Source organism: Methylobacterium brachiatum (genome assembly GCF_020523825.1).
GTDB lineage: Bacteria > Pseudomonadota > Alphaproteobacteria > Rhizobiales > Beijerinckiaceae > Methylobacterium > Methylobacterium brachiatum.
Window position 1 is genome coordinate 320,958 of sequence record NZ_JAJALK010000004.1, and the last position, 14,363, is coordinate 335,320.

At 70.9% G+C, this 14,363-nt stretch carries 13 protein-coding genes; 6 read left to right on the top strand and 7 right to left on the bottom strand.

Annotated elements, in window-relative coordinates; translation table 11 throughout:
* Positions 1-303: 303 nt before the first annotated feature.
* The 3 genes from cydX to LGR69_RS11605 form a co-directional block, all read right to left on the bottom strand.
* Positions 304-435 (bottom strand): cytochrome bd-I oxidase subunit CydX, encoded by a 132-nt coding sequence (cydX, locus tag LGR69_RS11595; protein WP_230366130.1) that lies wholly within the window; start codon positions 433-435, stop codon positions 304-306.
* A gap of 58 nt (positions 436-493) precedes the next feature.
* Positions 494-1,648 carry a cytochrome d ubiquinol oxidase subunit II gene (gene cydB / locus LGR69_RS11600; RefSeq protein ID WP_230366131.1) on the bottom strand — a complete coding sequence of 385 codons (1,155 nt, stop codon included), beginning with the start codon at positions 1,646-1,648 and terminating at the stop codon, positions 494-496.
* A 69-nt stretch (positions 1,649-1,717) separates the two neighbouring features.
* Positions 1,718-3,307 carry a cytochrome ubiquinol oxidase subunit I gene (locus LGR69_RS11605; RefSeq protein ID WP_091865270.1) on the bottom strand — a complete coding sequence of 530 codons (1,590 nt, stop codon included), beginning with the start codon at positions 3,305-3,307 and terminating at the stop codon, positions 1,718-1,720.
* A 103-nt stretch (positions 3,308-3,410) separates the two neighbouring features.
* Between LGR69_RS11605 and LGR69_RS11610 the strand changes: the two genes are divergently transcribed.
* Both LGR69_RS11610 and LGR69_RS11615 read left to right on the top strand, forming a co-directional pair.
* Positions 3,411-5,057: an ATP-binding cassette domain-containing protein gene (locus LGR69_RS11610; RefSeq protein WP_230366132.1), complete on the top strand. Its 1,647-nt coding sequence runs from the start codon at positions 3,411-3,413 to the stop codon at positions 5,055-5,057.
* Positions 5,054-6,730, top strand: coding sequence for an ATP-binding cassette domain-containing protein (locus tag LGR69_RS11615; RefSeq protein WP_230366133.1), 1,677 nt, complete (start codon positions 5,054-5,056; stop codon positions 6,728-6,730). The genes LGR69_RS11610 and LGR69_RS11615 overlap by 4 nt, the downstream gene beginning before the upstream one ends.
* Before the next feature lie 311 nt (positions 6,731-7,041).
* On the opposite strand, the gene LGR69_RS11620 is transcribed toward LGR69_RS11615, so the two are convergent.
* Both LGR69_RS11620 and LGR69_RS11625 read right to left on the bottom strand, forming a co-directional pair.
* On the bottom strand, positions 7,042-9,318 hold the full coding sequence (locus LGR69_RS11620; RefSeq protein WP_230366134.1) for a family 16 glycosylhydrolase: 2,277 nt from the start codon (positions 9,316-9,318) through the stop codon (positions 7,042-7,044).
* A 577-nt stretch (positions 9,319-9,895) separates the two neighbouring features.
* Positions 9,896-10,606 carry a Crp/Fnr family transcriptional regulator gene (locus LGR69_RS11625; protein ID WP_230366135.1) on the bottom strand — a complete coding sequence of 237 codons (711 nt, stop codon included), beginning with the start codon at positions 10,604-10,606 and terminating at the stop codon, positions 9,896-9,898.
* 259 nt (positions 10,607-10,865) lie between these two features.
* On the opposite strand from LGR69_RS11625, the gene LGR69_RS11630 reads away from it, so the two are divergent.
* Positions 10,866-11,561, top strand: coding sequence for a Crp/Fnr family transcriptional regulator (locus LGR69_RS11630; RefSeq protein WP_230366136.1), 696 nt, complete (start codon positions 10,866-10,868; stop codon positions 11,559-11,561).
* A gap of 93 nt (positions 11,562-11,654) precedes the next feature.
* Here the strand turns inward: LGR69_RS11630 and LGR69_RS11635 are convergent, their stop codons facing one another.
* On the bottom strand, positions 11,655-11,879 hold the full coding sequence (locus LGR69_RS11635; protein ID WP_230366137.1) for a hypothetical protein: 225 nt from the start codon (positions 11,877-11,879) through the stop codon (positions 11,655-11,657).
* Between the two features lie 254 nt (positions 11,880-12,133).
* On the opposite strand from LGR69_RS11635, the gene LGR69_RS11640 reads away from it, so the two are divergent.
* From LGR69_RS11640 to LGR69_RS11650, 3 genes are all read left to right on the top strand, one after another.
* On the top strand, positions 12,134-12,775 hold the full coding sequence (locus tag LGR69_RS11640; protein WP_230366138.1) for a DUF47 domain-containing protein: 642 nt from the start codon (positions 12,134-12,136) through the stop codon (positions 12,773-12,775).
* Positions 12,776-12,784: 9 nt separating this feature from the next.
* The gene (locus tag LGR69_RS11645) at positions 12,785-13,774 is read left to right on the top strand and encodes an inorganic phosphate transporter (protein WP_230366139.1); all 990 of its coding nucleotides are present in this window, start codon (positions 12,785-12,787) and stop codon (positions 13,772-13,774) included.
* Positions 13,775-13,892: 118 nt separating this feature from the next.
* Complete coding sequence (locus tag LGR69_RS11650; protein WP_039902477.1) at positions 13,893-14,126, top strand: hypothetical protein; 234 nt, start codon at positions 13,893-13,895, stop codon at positions 14,124-14,126.
* Positions 14,127-14,132: 6 nt separating this feature from the next.
* Here LGR69_RS11650 and LGR69_RS11655 read toward each other — a convergent pair whose 3' ends face one another.
* Positions 14,133-14,276 (bottom strand): hypothetical protein, encoded by a 144-nt coding sequence (locus LGR69_RS11655; protein ID WP_007560787.1) that lies wholly within the window; start codon positions 14,274-14,276, stop codon positions 14,133-14,135.
* Between the last annotated feature and the right edge of the window lie 87 nt (positions 14,277-14,363).

The window sequence follows — 14,363 nt, forward strand, 5'->3', positions numbered from 1 at the left end:
AGTCCGTTGCGATGGGCGGGCACGACCGCTTGGTGCCTCCGTAAAGCGGAGCTCTACCACGGTCGCGTTGAGCGGGGGCACCAGCACCCAGCCAGGGCGCGCACACTCGGCTGAGGGCTCAACGCGGAAAGCCTCCGCGTTCGGGATGATCCCGCTAGGCGCACAGGCACCGACCGAGGCTGCAGGATGGGTCGGGCCCGACGTGCCTGCCGCAAGCGGCCGCGCACCCTGGCCCTCTGCCCATCCTCAGGTCCCCCGCAACATTGAGCGGGGAACGTGTCTGATCGACGATCCGCGTCTCGATCATGGTGTCGGGAGCAGCGGAGTGATCTCGGGCGGCGCTTCGCGAACGCAGCGCAACTCGTACCAGAGGGCGTTCAGCACCCCGGCTGCCGCGGCGAGGCCGAGGCCGAGAACCCAGGCGAAGTACCACATTGTCGAACTCCTTCGAGAGCGGGGAGGAAGCCCGCGGCCGTCCGGCCGCGGAGCGAGCTCAATAGGCCGCCGAGCCGGGGGCGGTGATGTCGCGCTCGGAGACCTTCCCCCAGAGCACCCGGTAGACCCAGGCCGTGTAGGCGAGGATGATCGGCAGGAAGACCACCGTCGCGATCAGCATGTTGCGCAACGTCGCCCGGCTGGAGGAGGCGTCGAAGACGGTGAGCGCGTGGCCCGGATGCGTGCTCGACGGAAGGATGACGGGAAACATCGCGAGGCCGACCGTGGCGATGATGCAGGCGATGCCGAGCTTCGAGGCCAGCAGGGTCAGGCCCTCCCGCCGGGCGCGGAAGCCCATCATGGCGAGCAGCGGCGCCAGGATGCCGAGGAGCGGGACGAGGGCGAGGGCCGGATGCGCGCGGAAATTCGCGAGCCATGCGCCGGCTTCCGTGACGACCTCCTTGGCGAGCGGGTTCGAGGGGCCGTCGCCGGGCAGCGCGGTCACGACCCGGTAGCCGCCGAAGGCCCCGGCCCAGACCAGCAGGCCGCCGAGCGCGAAGAGCGCCGCGGTGGCGAGCGCCGCCCGCCCTCCGATGGCGCGGGCGCGCTCGGCGACCGGCCCCTCGGCCTTGAAGGCGAGCCACGCCGCCCCGTGGGTCACCAGCATCGCCACCGAGAGGCCGCCGCAGAGGAGCGCGAGCGGGTTGAGCAGGCCGAGCAGCGTGCCGCCGTAGATCGGCCGCAGGTCGTCCGTGAAGTGGAAGGGGACGCCCTGGAGCACGTTGCCGACGGCGACGCCGAAGATCAGGGCCGGCACCGCCCCGCCGACGAAGAGCGCCGCGTCCCAGCGCGCGCGCCAGGCCGGGCTCTCGTTCTTCGAGCGGTACTTGAACGCCACCGGCCGCAGGATCAGCGCGAACAGCACGAGGAACATGGCGAGATAGAAGCCGGAGAAGCTCAGCGCGTAGAGCGCCGGCCACGCGGCGAAGATCGCGCCCCCGCCGAGCACCAGCCAGACCTGGTTGCCTTCCCAGGTCGCCGAGACGGTATGGATCGCCAGCCGCCGCTCGATGTCGGTGCGGGCGACGAAGGGCAGGAGCGCGCCCACGCCGAGATCGAAGCCGTCGGTGACGGCAAAGCCGATCAGCAGGACGCCGAGCAGGACCCACCAGATCAGCCGTAGGCTTTCATAGTCCGAGAGAAGGGCGAGCATGCGGGAAACTCCTCGGCAGGGAGGCGCGACCGGGATCGGCCGGCCCCCGAAGGAAGGGGAGGGAGGGGGTTACTCGGCGGCGGCGAGGCGTGCGCCGGTCCCGTTCACGGTCTGGCCGGGGAAGAGCGCCGCCGGATCCTCGGCCAGCGTCTCGGGACCCTTGGCGATGGCCCGGAGCATCAGCCGCACCTCGATCACCGCCAGCACGCCGTAGACGAGGGTGAAGCCGGCGATGGTGATGAGCAGGGAGGGGATCCCGAGTTCGGAGGTGGCGAGCGCGGTCGGCAGCACGCCCTCGATGATCCAGGGCTGGCGGCCGAACTCGGCGACGAACCAGCCGAACTCGATGGCGATCCAGGGCAGCGGCAGAGCCAGCAGCGCCGCCTTGAAGAGCCAGCGGGGCGCCTCGGCCTCCCGCGCCGTGTGCCAGAGCGCGGCCCCGAACAGGGCGATCAGGAGAAAGCCGCAGGCCACCATCGCCCGGAAGGTGAAGAAGATCGACGGCACATGCGGCACGGTCGACCACGCCGCCCGATCGATATCGGCGTCGGTCGCCGTCCGCGGGTCGCCGATCAGCGGCTTGAGGAGCTGGGCGTAGCCGAGATCGGCTTGCGTCCGGGCGAAGTCGGCGCGGGCCTGGGCATCGTTACGGTCGGCCTTGATCCGCTCCAGGGCCGCGTAGGCGACGAGCCCGTTGCGGATGCGGTCCTTGGCGTGCGCGACGAGCTCGGTGATGCCGGGTATCTCGGTCGTGAGTGAGCGGGTGCCGATCAGGCCCATCGCGTAGGGGATGTGGAGGGCGTAGCGCGTCGTGCGGCTCTCCAGATCCGGGATGCCCACGGCCGTGAAGGCGGCGGGCGCGGGCTCCGTGTGCCACATCGCCTCCATGGCGGCGAGCTTCATCTTCTGGTGGTCGGTGATGGCGTAGCCGCTCTCGTCGCCGAGCACGACGACGCTGAGCGCCGAGGCCAGCCCGAAGGCTGCCGCGATGGCGAAGGAGCGCTTGGCCAGTTCCAGGTGCCGGCCCCGCAGGATGTAGAGGGCCGAGACGCCGAGCACGAAGACCGCGCCGCAGACGTAGCCGGCCGAGACCGTGTGAACGAACTTCGCCTGCGCGACCGGATTGAGCAGGACGGCGGCGAAGTCGGTCACCTCCATGCGCATCGTGTCCGGGTTGAAGGCCGAGCCCACCGGGTTCTGCATCCAGCCGTTGGCGATCAGGATCCAGAGCGCCGAGAAATTCGTGCCCAGCGCCATCAGCCACGTGACGACGCAGTGGGCCAAGGCCGAGAGCTTGTCCCAGCCGAAGAAGAACAGCCCGACGAACGTCGCCTCCAGGAAGAAGGCCATCAGGCCCTCGATGGCGAGCGGGGCCCCGAACACGTCGCCGACGTAGTGGGAGTAATAGGCCCAGTTCATCCCGAACTGGAACTCCATGGTCAGGCCGGTGGCGACGCCGAGCGCGAAGTTGATCCCGAACAGGAGGCCCCAGAACTTCGTCATGTCGCGCCAGACCTTCCGGCGCGTCATCACGTAGACGGTCTCCATCATGGCGACCAGGATCGAGAGCCCCAGTGTCAAGGGCACGAACAGGAAGTGGTACATCGCCGTCAGCGCGAATTGCAGGCGCGACAGATCGACGAGCAGCGGGTCGGTCATGGAAGATTCCTCGGCGTCCTGCAAAGCCTGTCGCCCCGGAGGCGGCATGGGCGCCTTGACCCAGATCAAAGCCGCGCTCGGCCGTCCTCGCGCACAAGGCGGCATGCCCCGTCCGCGAACGATCCGCCTCCGCCGAACCGGCGCCCGTCCCGAGCCCGCCGCCCTCGGCCTCGCCCGCGAGGCGGCGCGCGCCGGCCTGCGGCGCATCCGCGGGCTCCACGCCCTGCGCAGCGCCGCGGCTCTCGGAGGCGCCGTGGCACTCGCGCGGCTGACTGGCGCGTTGATCGAGACGGGCGAGCTCGACGGTCCGGCACTCGGCCTCGCGGTGGCCTGCGCGCTCGCGGGCGCATGGCTCGCCGCGGCGATCGAGGGGCGCAGCGCGGTGCTGGAGGCGGAGATCGGCGCAGGGCTGATCGATGCCGCGCAGGCGCAGCTGACGGCGATGCCGGCCCGCACCACCACGGCGCTGCCCAGGGGCGCGCTGATCGCCGGCCTGCAGCGCCATCCGGGGGCACTCGCCCGCCTCGTTGTCGGCCACGCCGCCGCGCGGCGCATGATGGCACTCGGGCCCCTGCTGACGGCGGCCACCCTCGCTTTGGTCTCGTGGCAGGCTGCGCTCGCCCTTGTCCTCGCGAGCCCGGTGATGATCGTCTTCTTCGCCCTCGTCGGCGGGATGATCCGGGAGCGCGCCGCGGCGCAGGAGGCGGCGCTCGGGCGACTGGCGACCCAGTTCGCCGACCGCGTGCGGGCGCTGCCGACAATCCTGGCCGCCCACGGCCTGGCGCACGAGGCGGGCAAGCTCGACCGGCGGCTCAGGGCCTATAGCGTCGGCACCATGGGCGTGCTGGCGGTCGCCTTCCTCAATGCGGGCGTGCTCGACTTCTTCTCGTCGCTCACGATCGCGATCCTGGCGGTCTTCCTCGGCCTGGGCCATCTCGGCCTCGCCGAGATCCCGGGCTTTGCCGGGCTCGCGCTCTGGCAGAGCCTGCTGATCCTGCTGCTCGCGCCCGAGTATTTCGCACCGTTCCGCCGCTACGCCGAGCTCTATCACGCCAAGGCGGAGGGCGAGGCCGCCGCGGACGCCCTCGCCTGGGTGTTTCCGCAGGACGCGACCGCGGGGGCCGTGATCGTCGGGCCGCGCCTCGAGGCGCCGGGCGTGCGCGGCCTCGTCCTGCCCCATACCGGGCCGGTCCCGGATTTCGACCTGCCGCGGACGGGCCTCGTCGCGCTCACGGGGCCGAGCGGGGCCGGCAAATCGACCCTGCTGCGGGTATTGGCCGGGGTCGAGGCGCCGCGCGCCGGTGCGGTGCGGCTGCCGGAGGCGGGCCCGAGAACCTGGGTCTCCCTGGAGAATCCCGTTCCGGCCGGTACGCTGCATCACGCGCTGACCGACGGCGTCGTGGCACCGCCCGAGGCGGTGGCACGGGCGGCCGCCGCGCTCGGCCTCGCCGACGACCCGCACTGGCCGGGCGGCCTCGATGCCCCTGTCCGGGCGGGGGCGGAAAACCTCTCCGGCGGCCAGCGGATGCGGATCGCGGTGGCGCGGCTCCTGCTGCGGCCGGGCCTCGCCTTCTGCGACGAGCCGACCGCCAAGCTCGATCCCGTCAACGCGGCGCGGGTCCGGCAGGCCCTGCGGGCGGCCGCCCGCCACCGCCTCGTCGTCGTCGCGACCCACGACCCCGCGCTGGCGGCGCTCGCCGACCGGCGGGTGAGCCTTGGCGCCACCCCGCTCGAAAGACAGGCCGCATGATCCGCTCGTCGTCCGCGGCCGGCACGGCCGGCGCCCGAAACCGCATCTGGAGCCGGGGCTGGCACCTCGCCTTCGCCCTCGCGGCCCTGGCGCTCGCCGCAAATCTGGCCCTGGCCGGCACCGCAATCGCCTTCCTGGCCGCAGTGGCGCTCGCCGGCGCGGGGCCGGCGGCCTTCGCCTTCAACTTTCACCATCCGGCCGCCCTGGTGCGCCTCTTCGCGCTGCTGCGCACGGGTGCGCGCTACGGCGAGCGCATGACCGGGCACCGCGCGGCGCTCGCCGATCAGGTCCGCCGCCGAGCGGGCTTGTTCGCGGCCCTGGCCCGGGCGCCGGAGAGCCGCGCCGCGGGCTGGCAGCTCGGCCGCCCGGAGCGGCTGGCCGACTTCATCGACGACGTTGCGGACGTCGACTACGCCCGGCTGCGTGTCGCCTTCCCGCTCGCGATCACCGGAGCGGCGCTCCTCGCGCTCCTGGCCGCGACCATTCTTCTCGCGCCGCTCGCCCTGCTGCCGCTCGCCGGGCTCGCGCTCGCCGCAACCCTCCTCGCCCGCCGCACGGCGCGCCGGCTCGCCGCCATCGAGGCCGGGACGCGGGCCGCACGCCGGGCCGCGTCGGTCGACCTCGGCGCGGCACTCGCGGGGGCCATCCCCCTCGATGCGGAAGGCCGACGCGCGGCCAGCCTGCGCGAGGCGCTCGACCCGATCCGCGCCGCGGAGCGGACGGGCGCCTCCGGGCGGCGGGCGCTGGCCCGGCTCGAAGCTGTGCTGGCCCTGGCCGGCCCAACCGCGGCCCTGGCCACGCTGCTCGCTGCCTGGAGCGCGGGCGCCCGCGGCACCGGCCTCTTGCCCGCGGCCTTCCTGGCCTTCGCCTGGCTCGGGCTCGCCGAGCCGCTGCTCGCGCTGCCCCGGTCACTCCTCGGCGCCGTCCGCGCCCGCCTCGCGCGCGGGACTTTTCCGTCCGAGGCGAGCGCGGCCGCAGAGGCGAGCGCTCCCTGCGGTGCCGCCGGGCCGCTCACCCTGCACGGCCTGCAGCTGCGCACACCGGAGGGGCGCGATCTCGGCCCGGTGCCGGACCTCACGGTTTTGCCCGGCCGCGCCCTGATCCTCGTCGGCGCCAGCGGCTGCGGCAAGACCACCCTGCTGAAGGCCCTCGCGGGCTGGAGCGAGGACCGGCCCGGGGACGAAATCCGCCTGGGGGGCGCCCGCCTCTGCGCGCAGGAGCGGCGGGCGGCGGCGCATCTCGGCCTGCACGACGCGGCCATCCTGGCCGACACCGTGCGGGAGAATCTGTTCGCGCCCGATGCCGCGGATGCGGAACTCTGGGCGGCGCTCGCCGCGGTCGAACTCGACACCCGCATCCGCTCCGGCGGCGGCCTCGACGCCTGGATCGGCGAGGGGAGCCTGTCACTCGGCGAGGCGCAGCGCCTCAACCTCGCCCGCGCCGCCCTGAGCCCGGCCCCGGTGATCCTGCTCGATGAGCCCGCCGAGCATCTCGGCGACGATCAGGCCGCCCGCATCCTCGCAGGCCTCCTGACGCTCTGGCGCGACCGCGTCGTCGTGCTCACGAGCCACCGCCCCGATCTCGCGCTGCCGGGCCGCCGCCTCGTGCTGGCGCCGCCTTTCGCTCTGGATCACGGCCCGAGCCCGGCACCGGCGGCAATCTGCGCCGCATGAACCCCGATCTCCGCGCCCGCTACGACCGGCTCCGGCTGCCCCGCTACACCGGCACCCCGACGGCGCCGCACTCCCGAGCAGGCCCGCGCCTACCCTTGCAGCCACCCGGCATCGGCGGTGCCAGGCGCGCCCATCCGGCATCCCTCGCGGAAATCGTGGTCCATCGTGCCACCACATAGCGGGACCAAACACCGAGCGCTCCGCGCATCTCCCGGAGGCGCGACCGAGCTTTGGCTGTCCCGTCTCTTGGCAGCGCCCGATCGCGTCTCGGTCCGGCGCTGCCCAAGCGTTCGAGCGAAGGCGGCCTCGACCTACCAGAGATGCATCAGGATATTGGAAAGCTTGCTGAACCAGTTGGTCGATGGCGTTTGGTGGGGCTCGGCGTGGCTGAGCTTCTGCATCATGGAGAGGGCGGCTTTTCGCTGGCTCTCGGAGATGGAGAACGTCTGATAAGTGGCGGTCTTGGCCGCCGCAGGGGCTCCGGCGGAGACCTGGGCGCCGGCACCGCTTGCGCTCGTCGGCACGGGCGCGCTGATCGGGTTGGTCGGGCTCGTGGCGGTCGGCACCGAGGCGGGTGAGGCGCTGCTCGGGGCTTGCAGGCTCGGTGCCGGTGAGCGGCTCGCGCCCGCGGCGCTGGCGAGGGCGGGCTGCGCCGTGTTGGCCGTGACGTTGGTCGAACTTGTCGTCGGGCTGGTCGGGACGATGGTGGTCGGCTGCACCGGGCTTGTCGGCGCGGGGCTCGCGGCCGGGGTGGTGGCGAGGCCGCTCGCGGGCGTCGTGGCCGTCGAAGACGGGCTCGTCGGGCTGGGTGCCGCGGATGGGGCTGCGGTGACGGGCGCGGTCGTGACGGGGGAGATCCCCGCCGATGCGGAATCCGAGGCCGTCGTGCCGGCGGACCCGGCGGTGTTCGATCCCGCGGGCGCGGTGTTGGCCATGCCGTTGGCGGGCTGCGAGGCGACCGGGGTCGTCGCGCCGGGGGCGGAAGACGTCGCACTGGCGGGCGCGGCCGGATTGGCGGGGACGCTGGCCTGTGCGGTCGGCGTGGTGGCGCTCGCGGTCGGGGTCGTGCTGCCCGCGGAACTCGGTGCCGGGATTGCGGATGGGGCCGGTGTCGCGGCGGCGGGGGTCGCGTGCGTCCCCACATTCGTGCCGGGGCTCGCCGTGCTGGCCGAGCCCGTCTGGGCGGCAGGTGCGGCGGCGCCGCTCACGGCCGGGCTCGGCGCCGCTGCCGCATTGGGCGTCACGGTTGTGCTCTGCGGCGCGGCGCCGGCGGTTACCGGGTGCGTGCTGCCGGTCGCCGAGCTAGTCGCGCTGACCGGGTTCGGGGCGGCGCTGGCCGGAGCCGGCGCGACGGTCTCGCTCTTGGCCGGGCCGGTCGACGAGGCTGTGGCCTGAGGCGCTGCGCTGCCGATGCTCGAACCCGTCGCGCTCGGCGCGGCGCTGGCCGGGGCGGTCGAGACGGGGGAACTCGGGGTCGCGTCCTTGGTGCTGCCGGATCCCGTCGTCGATCCGGCGGTGTTGGCCGTCGCGGTGCCGGTTCCCGATGCGGTGCCGGTCGTCGAGCCGGTCGCCGGCTTGGCCGCTGGCGCGCCGGCGGTCGGGGCCGAGGCGGTGGTCGGGCTGCTCACGCCCGAAGACGATGCGGGGGAGGGCGTCGTGCTCGCCGCGCCGGTCGCGCTGCTCGACGGGGCTGCGGTCGTCGTCGCGCTCGGCGTCGGATTGGCGGCGGTCGCAGGCGTCGATGCGGCCGCCGAGGTGGCGCCGTACAGGCCCGGATCCTTGCCGTCCGGGCTCGACACCGTGTCCTGCCTCACGGCGACGGCGGACAAATCCTTCGAGTAGGCGCGGACGTAGTCGATCTTCGAGGTGATCGCCGTGCGGGCGATGTCGGCATTGTTGCTGCCGCCGCCCTGCGTGGCCAGGTCGACCAGCATGTACATCGGGCTGTGCAGGTCCGACGGGGTGGCCTGCGAGCCGGTCATCTGGCCGTCGACGTAGAAGCTGATCCGGTCGGCCTGCCAGTCCATGCCGTAGGTGTGATAGCCGTTCTGGTTCGGCATCACGCTGGTGACCTGGCGGTTCTGCTGCCAGGGGATGTTCGGCGTCTGGTCCGTGGTGTGGATCGTGCTGTAGACGGTGCTGGGCCCGTCGCCGTAGCGCTCGACGACGTCGAGTTCCTGATGCTGCCCGGCATTGTGCGGGTCGGGCTTCTGCTGGTTCGGCAGCAGCCAGAACGCGTCCCAGGCGCCGACCTGCTCGGAGAAGTCGGCCCGGACCTCGAAATACCCGTAGGTCTGGGAGAAATTGCCCTGGGTGGTCAGCAGGCCGGATTCCCAGCTGCCGGGCACGCCCGACGTCGTCCTGTCCGGCACCGCCGTGATCGACAGGGCACCGTTCTGGACCTGGAAGGGGTCGTAGCCGGAGCCTTTGTCCACGAAAGAGGAATGGCCGAATCCGACATCGGCGTTGGCGTCGCCGCGATCCTGCGCGCGAATATCGGCCCAGGTCGTGCCGGCGCCGGTCTGCGAGATACTGCGCGTGTTGAATTCTTCGTCGAAGGTCAGCTTGTAACCGGTCAGATCGACCATGACTATTCCCCCAGACTTTCGACAAGGCGCGATTCTGCGATCGCAGCACAAGAAAGCTTGCCTACGTGATTACAGGACGCCGCGAGCGACCGACCTGCCCAGCTGTATTTTCCTATTTTTAACGCTGTGGAAACAATACTTACGTGGTTGCTTGGCTGTCAAGATTGGTGTTTCGGCAGATTTCAAGCAGACGATTTCGATCTATGCAGATTAGCGCCAAACGATACCCTATTGGGGATTGACAGTGGCGGGCATGCCCCAGCCGCGCCTGTGTTTATTTGCCTAGACCTTCGGCGGCCTCGGGCGCGTCCGAGGCTGAGAGCGGCTGCGGCGGAGCCGGGGCTTCGCTGTGAAAGCGTGTGCCGGTCGTGGGTTAGGCGGGCGGACAACCGGCACGGGCTGGGGTCGCCGAGACCGGCTTCGGCGCGGCGCGGCGACCCTCGCGCGGGGCGGGGAAAGCGTCCGCAGCCCCCGGCTGGCGCCTCAATTTTGGGCGCGCAGCCCTCCGGCTGCCCGCCGATCACGGGCGGTCGGCAAGCCTCGGCGCGCCGCCGCAGGGCGCTGCCGCGCCATCCGCTCAGGCTTCGGCGAGCAGGCGCTCATACTGTGCCTCGGCGGGCCCGTAGGTGTCGCCGGCCAGTTCCCTGAGCCTGTCGCGGTCGAGCACGGTGATGCGCCCGTCGCTCGCCCGGACCATGCCGGCGCCGGTCAGGACATAGAGGGCCGCCGTCACGCCGGTGCGGCGCACGCCCAGCATCATCGCCATGAAATCCTGCGTGAGCGGCATCTCTTCACTGTCGAGCCGATCATGGGTCATCAGGATCCAGCGGGCGAGCCGCGCCTCGACGTTCAACGTGGCGCTTGCGTAGACCGTGTAGCCCGTCTGGATCATCAGGCTCAGGACGTAGCGGCCCAGAACGCCCCGCAGGCCCGGGCTCGCCTGCAACGCCTCGCGCAAGTCGGCCGCGCGGATGCGCAACGCCTCGCCGCCACCCTGCACGATCCCCAGGAAGGGGCCGCGATCGGTCCCGAGGACGAGGGGCACGCCGGCCAGACCCTCGGCGCCGACGAGGCCGATCTCGATCCGGCCGCCCTCGGTGGTCGCCACGAGCGAGACCAGGCCGGTCTCGACGAAATAGGCATGCGACAGCGGTTGATCGACGCCGATCAGCGTATCCTGGAGGTGGAGCGGAACGCGTTCCAGGGCCCAGGCCAGACCCGCGAAGTCCTCCGGGGCGAGAGCGCCGAGCAGGCGGTTGCGAATGTCGGATTGCCGAAGCTGAATCACGGTGCGTCTCCCAATCAGGGCAAGAGCACGCGGTCTCTCAGTCGTTCGCGCCCGAAAACTTCGGCGAACAATGACGATATTATAGTACTATTCCACACAAATAGATAGGGCGGGATCGAATGTACGCTTTCGGACCAACGATATATATTAGGATCGAAATCTGGTCCAATTCCATCGAGCCGATTTGTATATATAAATCTGCCGAATTTTATCGAATGGATACTCGGCTGACGCATGACAGATGGACTGGAACGCACGGATGCTCACTGCTCGCCCGGCCGACATGGCGGCCTACGCGACCCCGCCCAAGAGCCTCACGACCGATTTCGACTTTCCGGTGCGGGAACGCCTCGTTCCGAAGCAGAACGAGGTTCTCGTCCCCGGCGCCACGCCGGACGTGGCCCATCTGCTGCTGGCCGGCCATACCTGCCGCTACCGCATGCTGCAGGATGGCCGACGCCAGATCACCGCCATCCTGGTGCCGGGGGACATCTGCGACCTGGAGGCGCTCCTGGCCGGGCGCTCCAGCTATGCCGTGAGCACGCTGACCCGCTGCACGCTCGGCGAGATCCCGCTCTCGCGCTTCGCATCGACCCACGATCCGGTCCTGGCGGCGGTGCTGCAACGGCGCCTGCGCCGCGACGAGGCCATCGCCCGCGAGTGGATCGTCAGCCTCGGCCGCCGGGACGGGATCGAGCGGACGGCGCATCTGCTGTGCGAATTGCGCTGGCGGCTCGCCGAGGTCGGACAGGCGACGGACGACAGCTATGAATTGCGCATCACCCAGCACGACCTCGCCGACGCGCTCGGCCTGACCTCGGTGCACGTCAACCGCGTGCTGATGAACCTGCGCGCCGAACGGCTCATCCACCTGAAGGGCGGCCGGCTGACGATCATCGACCGCACGCGCCTGAAGCATCTGGCGCAGTTCGATCCGGCCTATCTGGTCCAGTGACCGCCGCATGGGCGCGGCGCGGTCGGTGCCGGCCGGTCGGCCGCATCCCGGCGGGTTCCGGGATGCGGCCTCGCGGAGGCAGGCCGGCCCGCATCAACGGGTCGGCAGGGCGGTCGCGGTGACGACCCGGGTCGCGACCGGGGCGGCCGGGACGAGACGGGGCGTGGTCGCCAGCTCAGCGGCGGGACGCGCGGCCGAGATCGCGCGGGCCTGCTCACGGTAGAGCGGCGGGGTCAGGGCGATGGCCTCGTCCGCGAGGGCGGAGCCGATCATCGGCAGGGTGGCCAGGGCGGCGACGATGAAGGAACGCAGGGTCATGGTGGGATACCTCTCGCTGTCCGGGTCAGGGGCCCGGTGTCGAGGCGATATCTACGCTGCACTGCGTCATGATCCAAACAGATCGGATCGATACTCAAAATCGATTTCGTCAATGATGGCCGGGCATTGTGGGCGGGCGGGGCATCGGCCGAGACCTCCGACACAACCGACGGGTGCGGTCCGCCGATCGCCATGCTACGCCTCTCGGGTCAACCGAGCTTGCACGGATACTGATCCTCGAACCGGGACGTCACATGCTGGGCTGGTTTCGTGCGCTCATGCCGAGGGAAGACCGGTTCTTCGACCTGTTCGAGCGCCATGCCGCCACCCTGGTCGCCGGCGCGGACGCCCTCCGGGCCCTGCTCGACGGCACCCAGGACGTGCCGGTGGCCTGCCAGGCGATCGCCGATCACGAGGATGCGGCCGACGCGATCACCCGCGAGGCCCTGCTGGCGGTGCGCCGGACCTTCATCACCCCGTTCGACCGGAGCGACATCCAGGCCCTGGTCGGCTCCCTGGACGACGCCATCGACCAGATGCTCAAGACCGCCAAGACGGTGCAGCTGTTCGAGGTCACCGCCTTCGAGCCGTCGATGCGCGAGATGGGCGCGGTGATCCAGGAGGCCGCCGCCGCCACCGCCGAGGCGCTGCCGAAGCTGCGGGCCCTGGGCGAGAACGCCACGATCCTGAACACCCTGACCGAGCGGGTGATCCAGCTCGAAGGCCGGGCCGACGACCTGCACAATGCCGGGCTGAAGGCGCTGTTCAAGGCCTCCCGGCAGGATCCCATGGCCTTCGTGGTCGGCTCCGAGCTCTACGACCATCTGGAGAAGGTGATGGATCGGTTCGAGGATGTCGCGAACCAGATCAGCAGCATCGTGGTCGAGCATGTCTGAGCCGACCGCGTGACCCTCCTGATCCTCCTCATCGCCGTCGCCCTGGTCTTCGATTTCCTGAACGGGCTGCACGACGCGGCCAATTCGATCGCCACCATCGTGTCGACCCGGGTGCTCGCACCCCGCTACGCCGTCATCTGGGCGGCGTTCTTCAACTTCGTGGCGTTCCTGATCTTCGGTTTGCATGTAGCCAGCACGGTGGGATCGGGCATCGTCGACGTCACCATGGTGACCGACCGGGTGATCCTGGGCGCGCTCGGCGGTGCGATCAGCTGGAACCTGATCACCTGGTATGCCGGCATCCCGTCCTCGAGCTCGCACGCCCTGATCGGCGGCCTGCTCGGGGCCGGCATCGCCAAGGCGGGCCTGACCGCGATCGTCTGGCCCGGGGTGATCGCCACCAGCGCCGCGATCGTGCTTTCCCCGGCCCTGGGCTTCGGCCTCGGGCTGCTGCTGATGCTGGCGGTGTCGTGGATCTTCGTGCGCGCGACGCCCCACGCGGTGGACCGGCTGTTCCGGGGGATGCAGTTCGTCTCGGCCTCGCTCTACTCGCTCGGCCATGGCGGCAACGACGCGCAGAAGACCATGGGGATCATCGCGGTGCTGCTCTACGCCCACGGGGAGGCGGGCGGCGCGTTCCACGTCCCGCTCTGGGTGGTGCTGTCCTGCCAGACCGCCATGGCGCTCGGCACGCTGCTCGGCGGCTGGCGCATCGTCCACACGATGGGCTCGAAGATCACCCGGCTGTCGCCGATGCAGGGCTTCTGCGCCGAGACCGGCGGGGCCGTGACCCTGTTCGCCGCCACCGCGTTCGGGATCCCGGTCTCGACCACCCATACGATCACCGGGGCGATCATCGGCGTCGGCGCGGCCAAGCGCGTCTCGGCGGTGCGCTGGAACGTCGCCCAGGGGATCGTGGTCGCCTGGGTGGTCACGATGCCGGCCGCGGCCCTGGTGGCGGCCCTGGTCTACGGCGTCGCGGGCTTCGTGCTGCCGTGACCGGCCGGCGCGCGAGCAGGATTGTTGCACCGGTAACGCTAAATTTTAGCTCGCCGATATAGCAAATTGTATAGGATTGTGGTGTAAATTTTACTATTCCTCAATCAGGGTCCAGTTGTTGCTTATCGCGGCCCTCCTATTCGTGGTCGGTGTGCTGGAAGGCTGGCGCTACCGGGCCCAGATGGTGGTGGCGAGCTCGATGCTCATCGCCCTCGTCTGCCTGCCGCTCTGGGCGCTCACCGCCACGATCGACGCCGAGAAGCTCCTGGTGCTGCTCGCCTACCTGGCCGCGCATCAATCCGGCTACCTCGTGGGGGCCTATGTCGGCGCCGGCCTCCACCGGGATCGGTGAACCCGCTCACCAGGTCCAGACGACCCGGCCCGTATAGAGATAGATCACCACCCAGATCCCGATCGACACGGTCAGCCACGTCACGACGACTGGTAGCGGCGGCTTCTCACCCGACTCGCGGCGCAGTCTCGCGAATGCGTCTTTCACCATCAGCCTCCCGTGCGCGACCTGCGCTGCAGACGCGAACGGAAGGAATCCAGGGAAAGTTTCAGGCTGCCGCCGCATCGGCCCGCGAGC

Excerpts from the sequence above, each read along its gene's own strand:
- LGR69_RS11610 (WP_230366132.1), top strand. The coding sequence starts at position 3,411 with ATGCCCCGTCCGCGAACGATCCGCCTCCGCCGAACCGGCGCCCGTCCC.
- LGR69_RS11620 (WP_230366134.1), bottom strand. The coding sequence starts at position 9,318 with ATGGTCGATCTGACCGGTTACAAGCTGACCTTCGACGAAGAATTCAAC.
- LGR69_RS11635 (WP_230366137.1), bottom strand. The coding sequence starts at position 11,879 with ATGACCCTGCGTTCCTTCATCGTCGCCGCCCTGGCCACCCTGCCGATG.
- LGR69_RS11605 (WP_091865270.1), bottom strand. The coding sequence starts at position 3,307 with ATGACCGACCCGCTGCTCGTCGATCTGTCGCGCCTGCAATTCGCGCTG.
- LGR69_RS11630 (WP_230366136.1), top strand. The coding sequence starts at position 10,866 with ATGCTCACTGCTCGCCCGGCCGACATGGCGGCCTACGCGACCCCGCCC.
- cydX (WP_230366130.1), bottom strand. The coding sequence starts at position 435 with ATGTGGTACTTCGCCTGGGTTCTCGGCCTCGGCCTCGCCGCGGCAGCC.
- LGR69_RS11640 (WP_230366138.1), top strand. The coding sequence starts at position 12,134 with ATGCTGGGCTGGTTTCGTGCGCTCATGCCGAGGGAAGACCGGTTCTTC.
- LGR69_RS11615 (WP_230366133.1), top strand. The coding sequence starts at position 5,054 with ATGATCCGCTCGTCGTCCGCGGCCGGCACGGCCGGCGCCCGAAACCGC.
- cydB (WP_230366131.1), bottom strand. The coding sequence starts at position 1,648 with ATGCTCGCCCTTCTCTCGGACTATGAAAGCCTACGGCTGATCTGGTGG.
- LGR69_RS11655 (WP_007560787.1), bottom strand. The coding sequence starts at position 14,276 with ATGGTGAAAGACGCATTCGCGAGACTGCGCCGCGAGTCGGGTGAGAAG.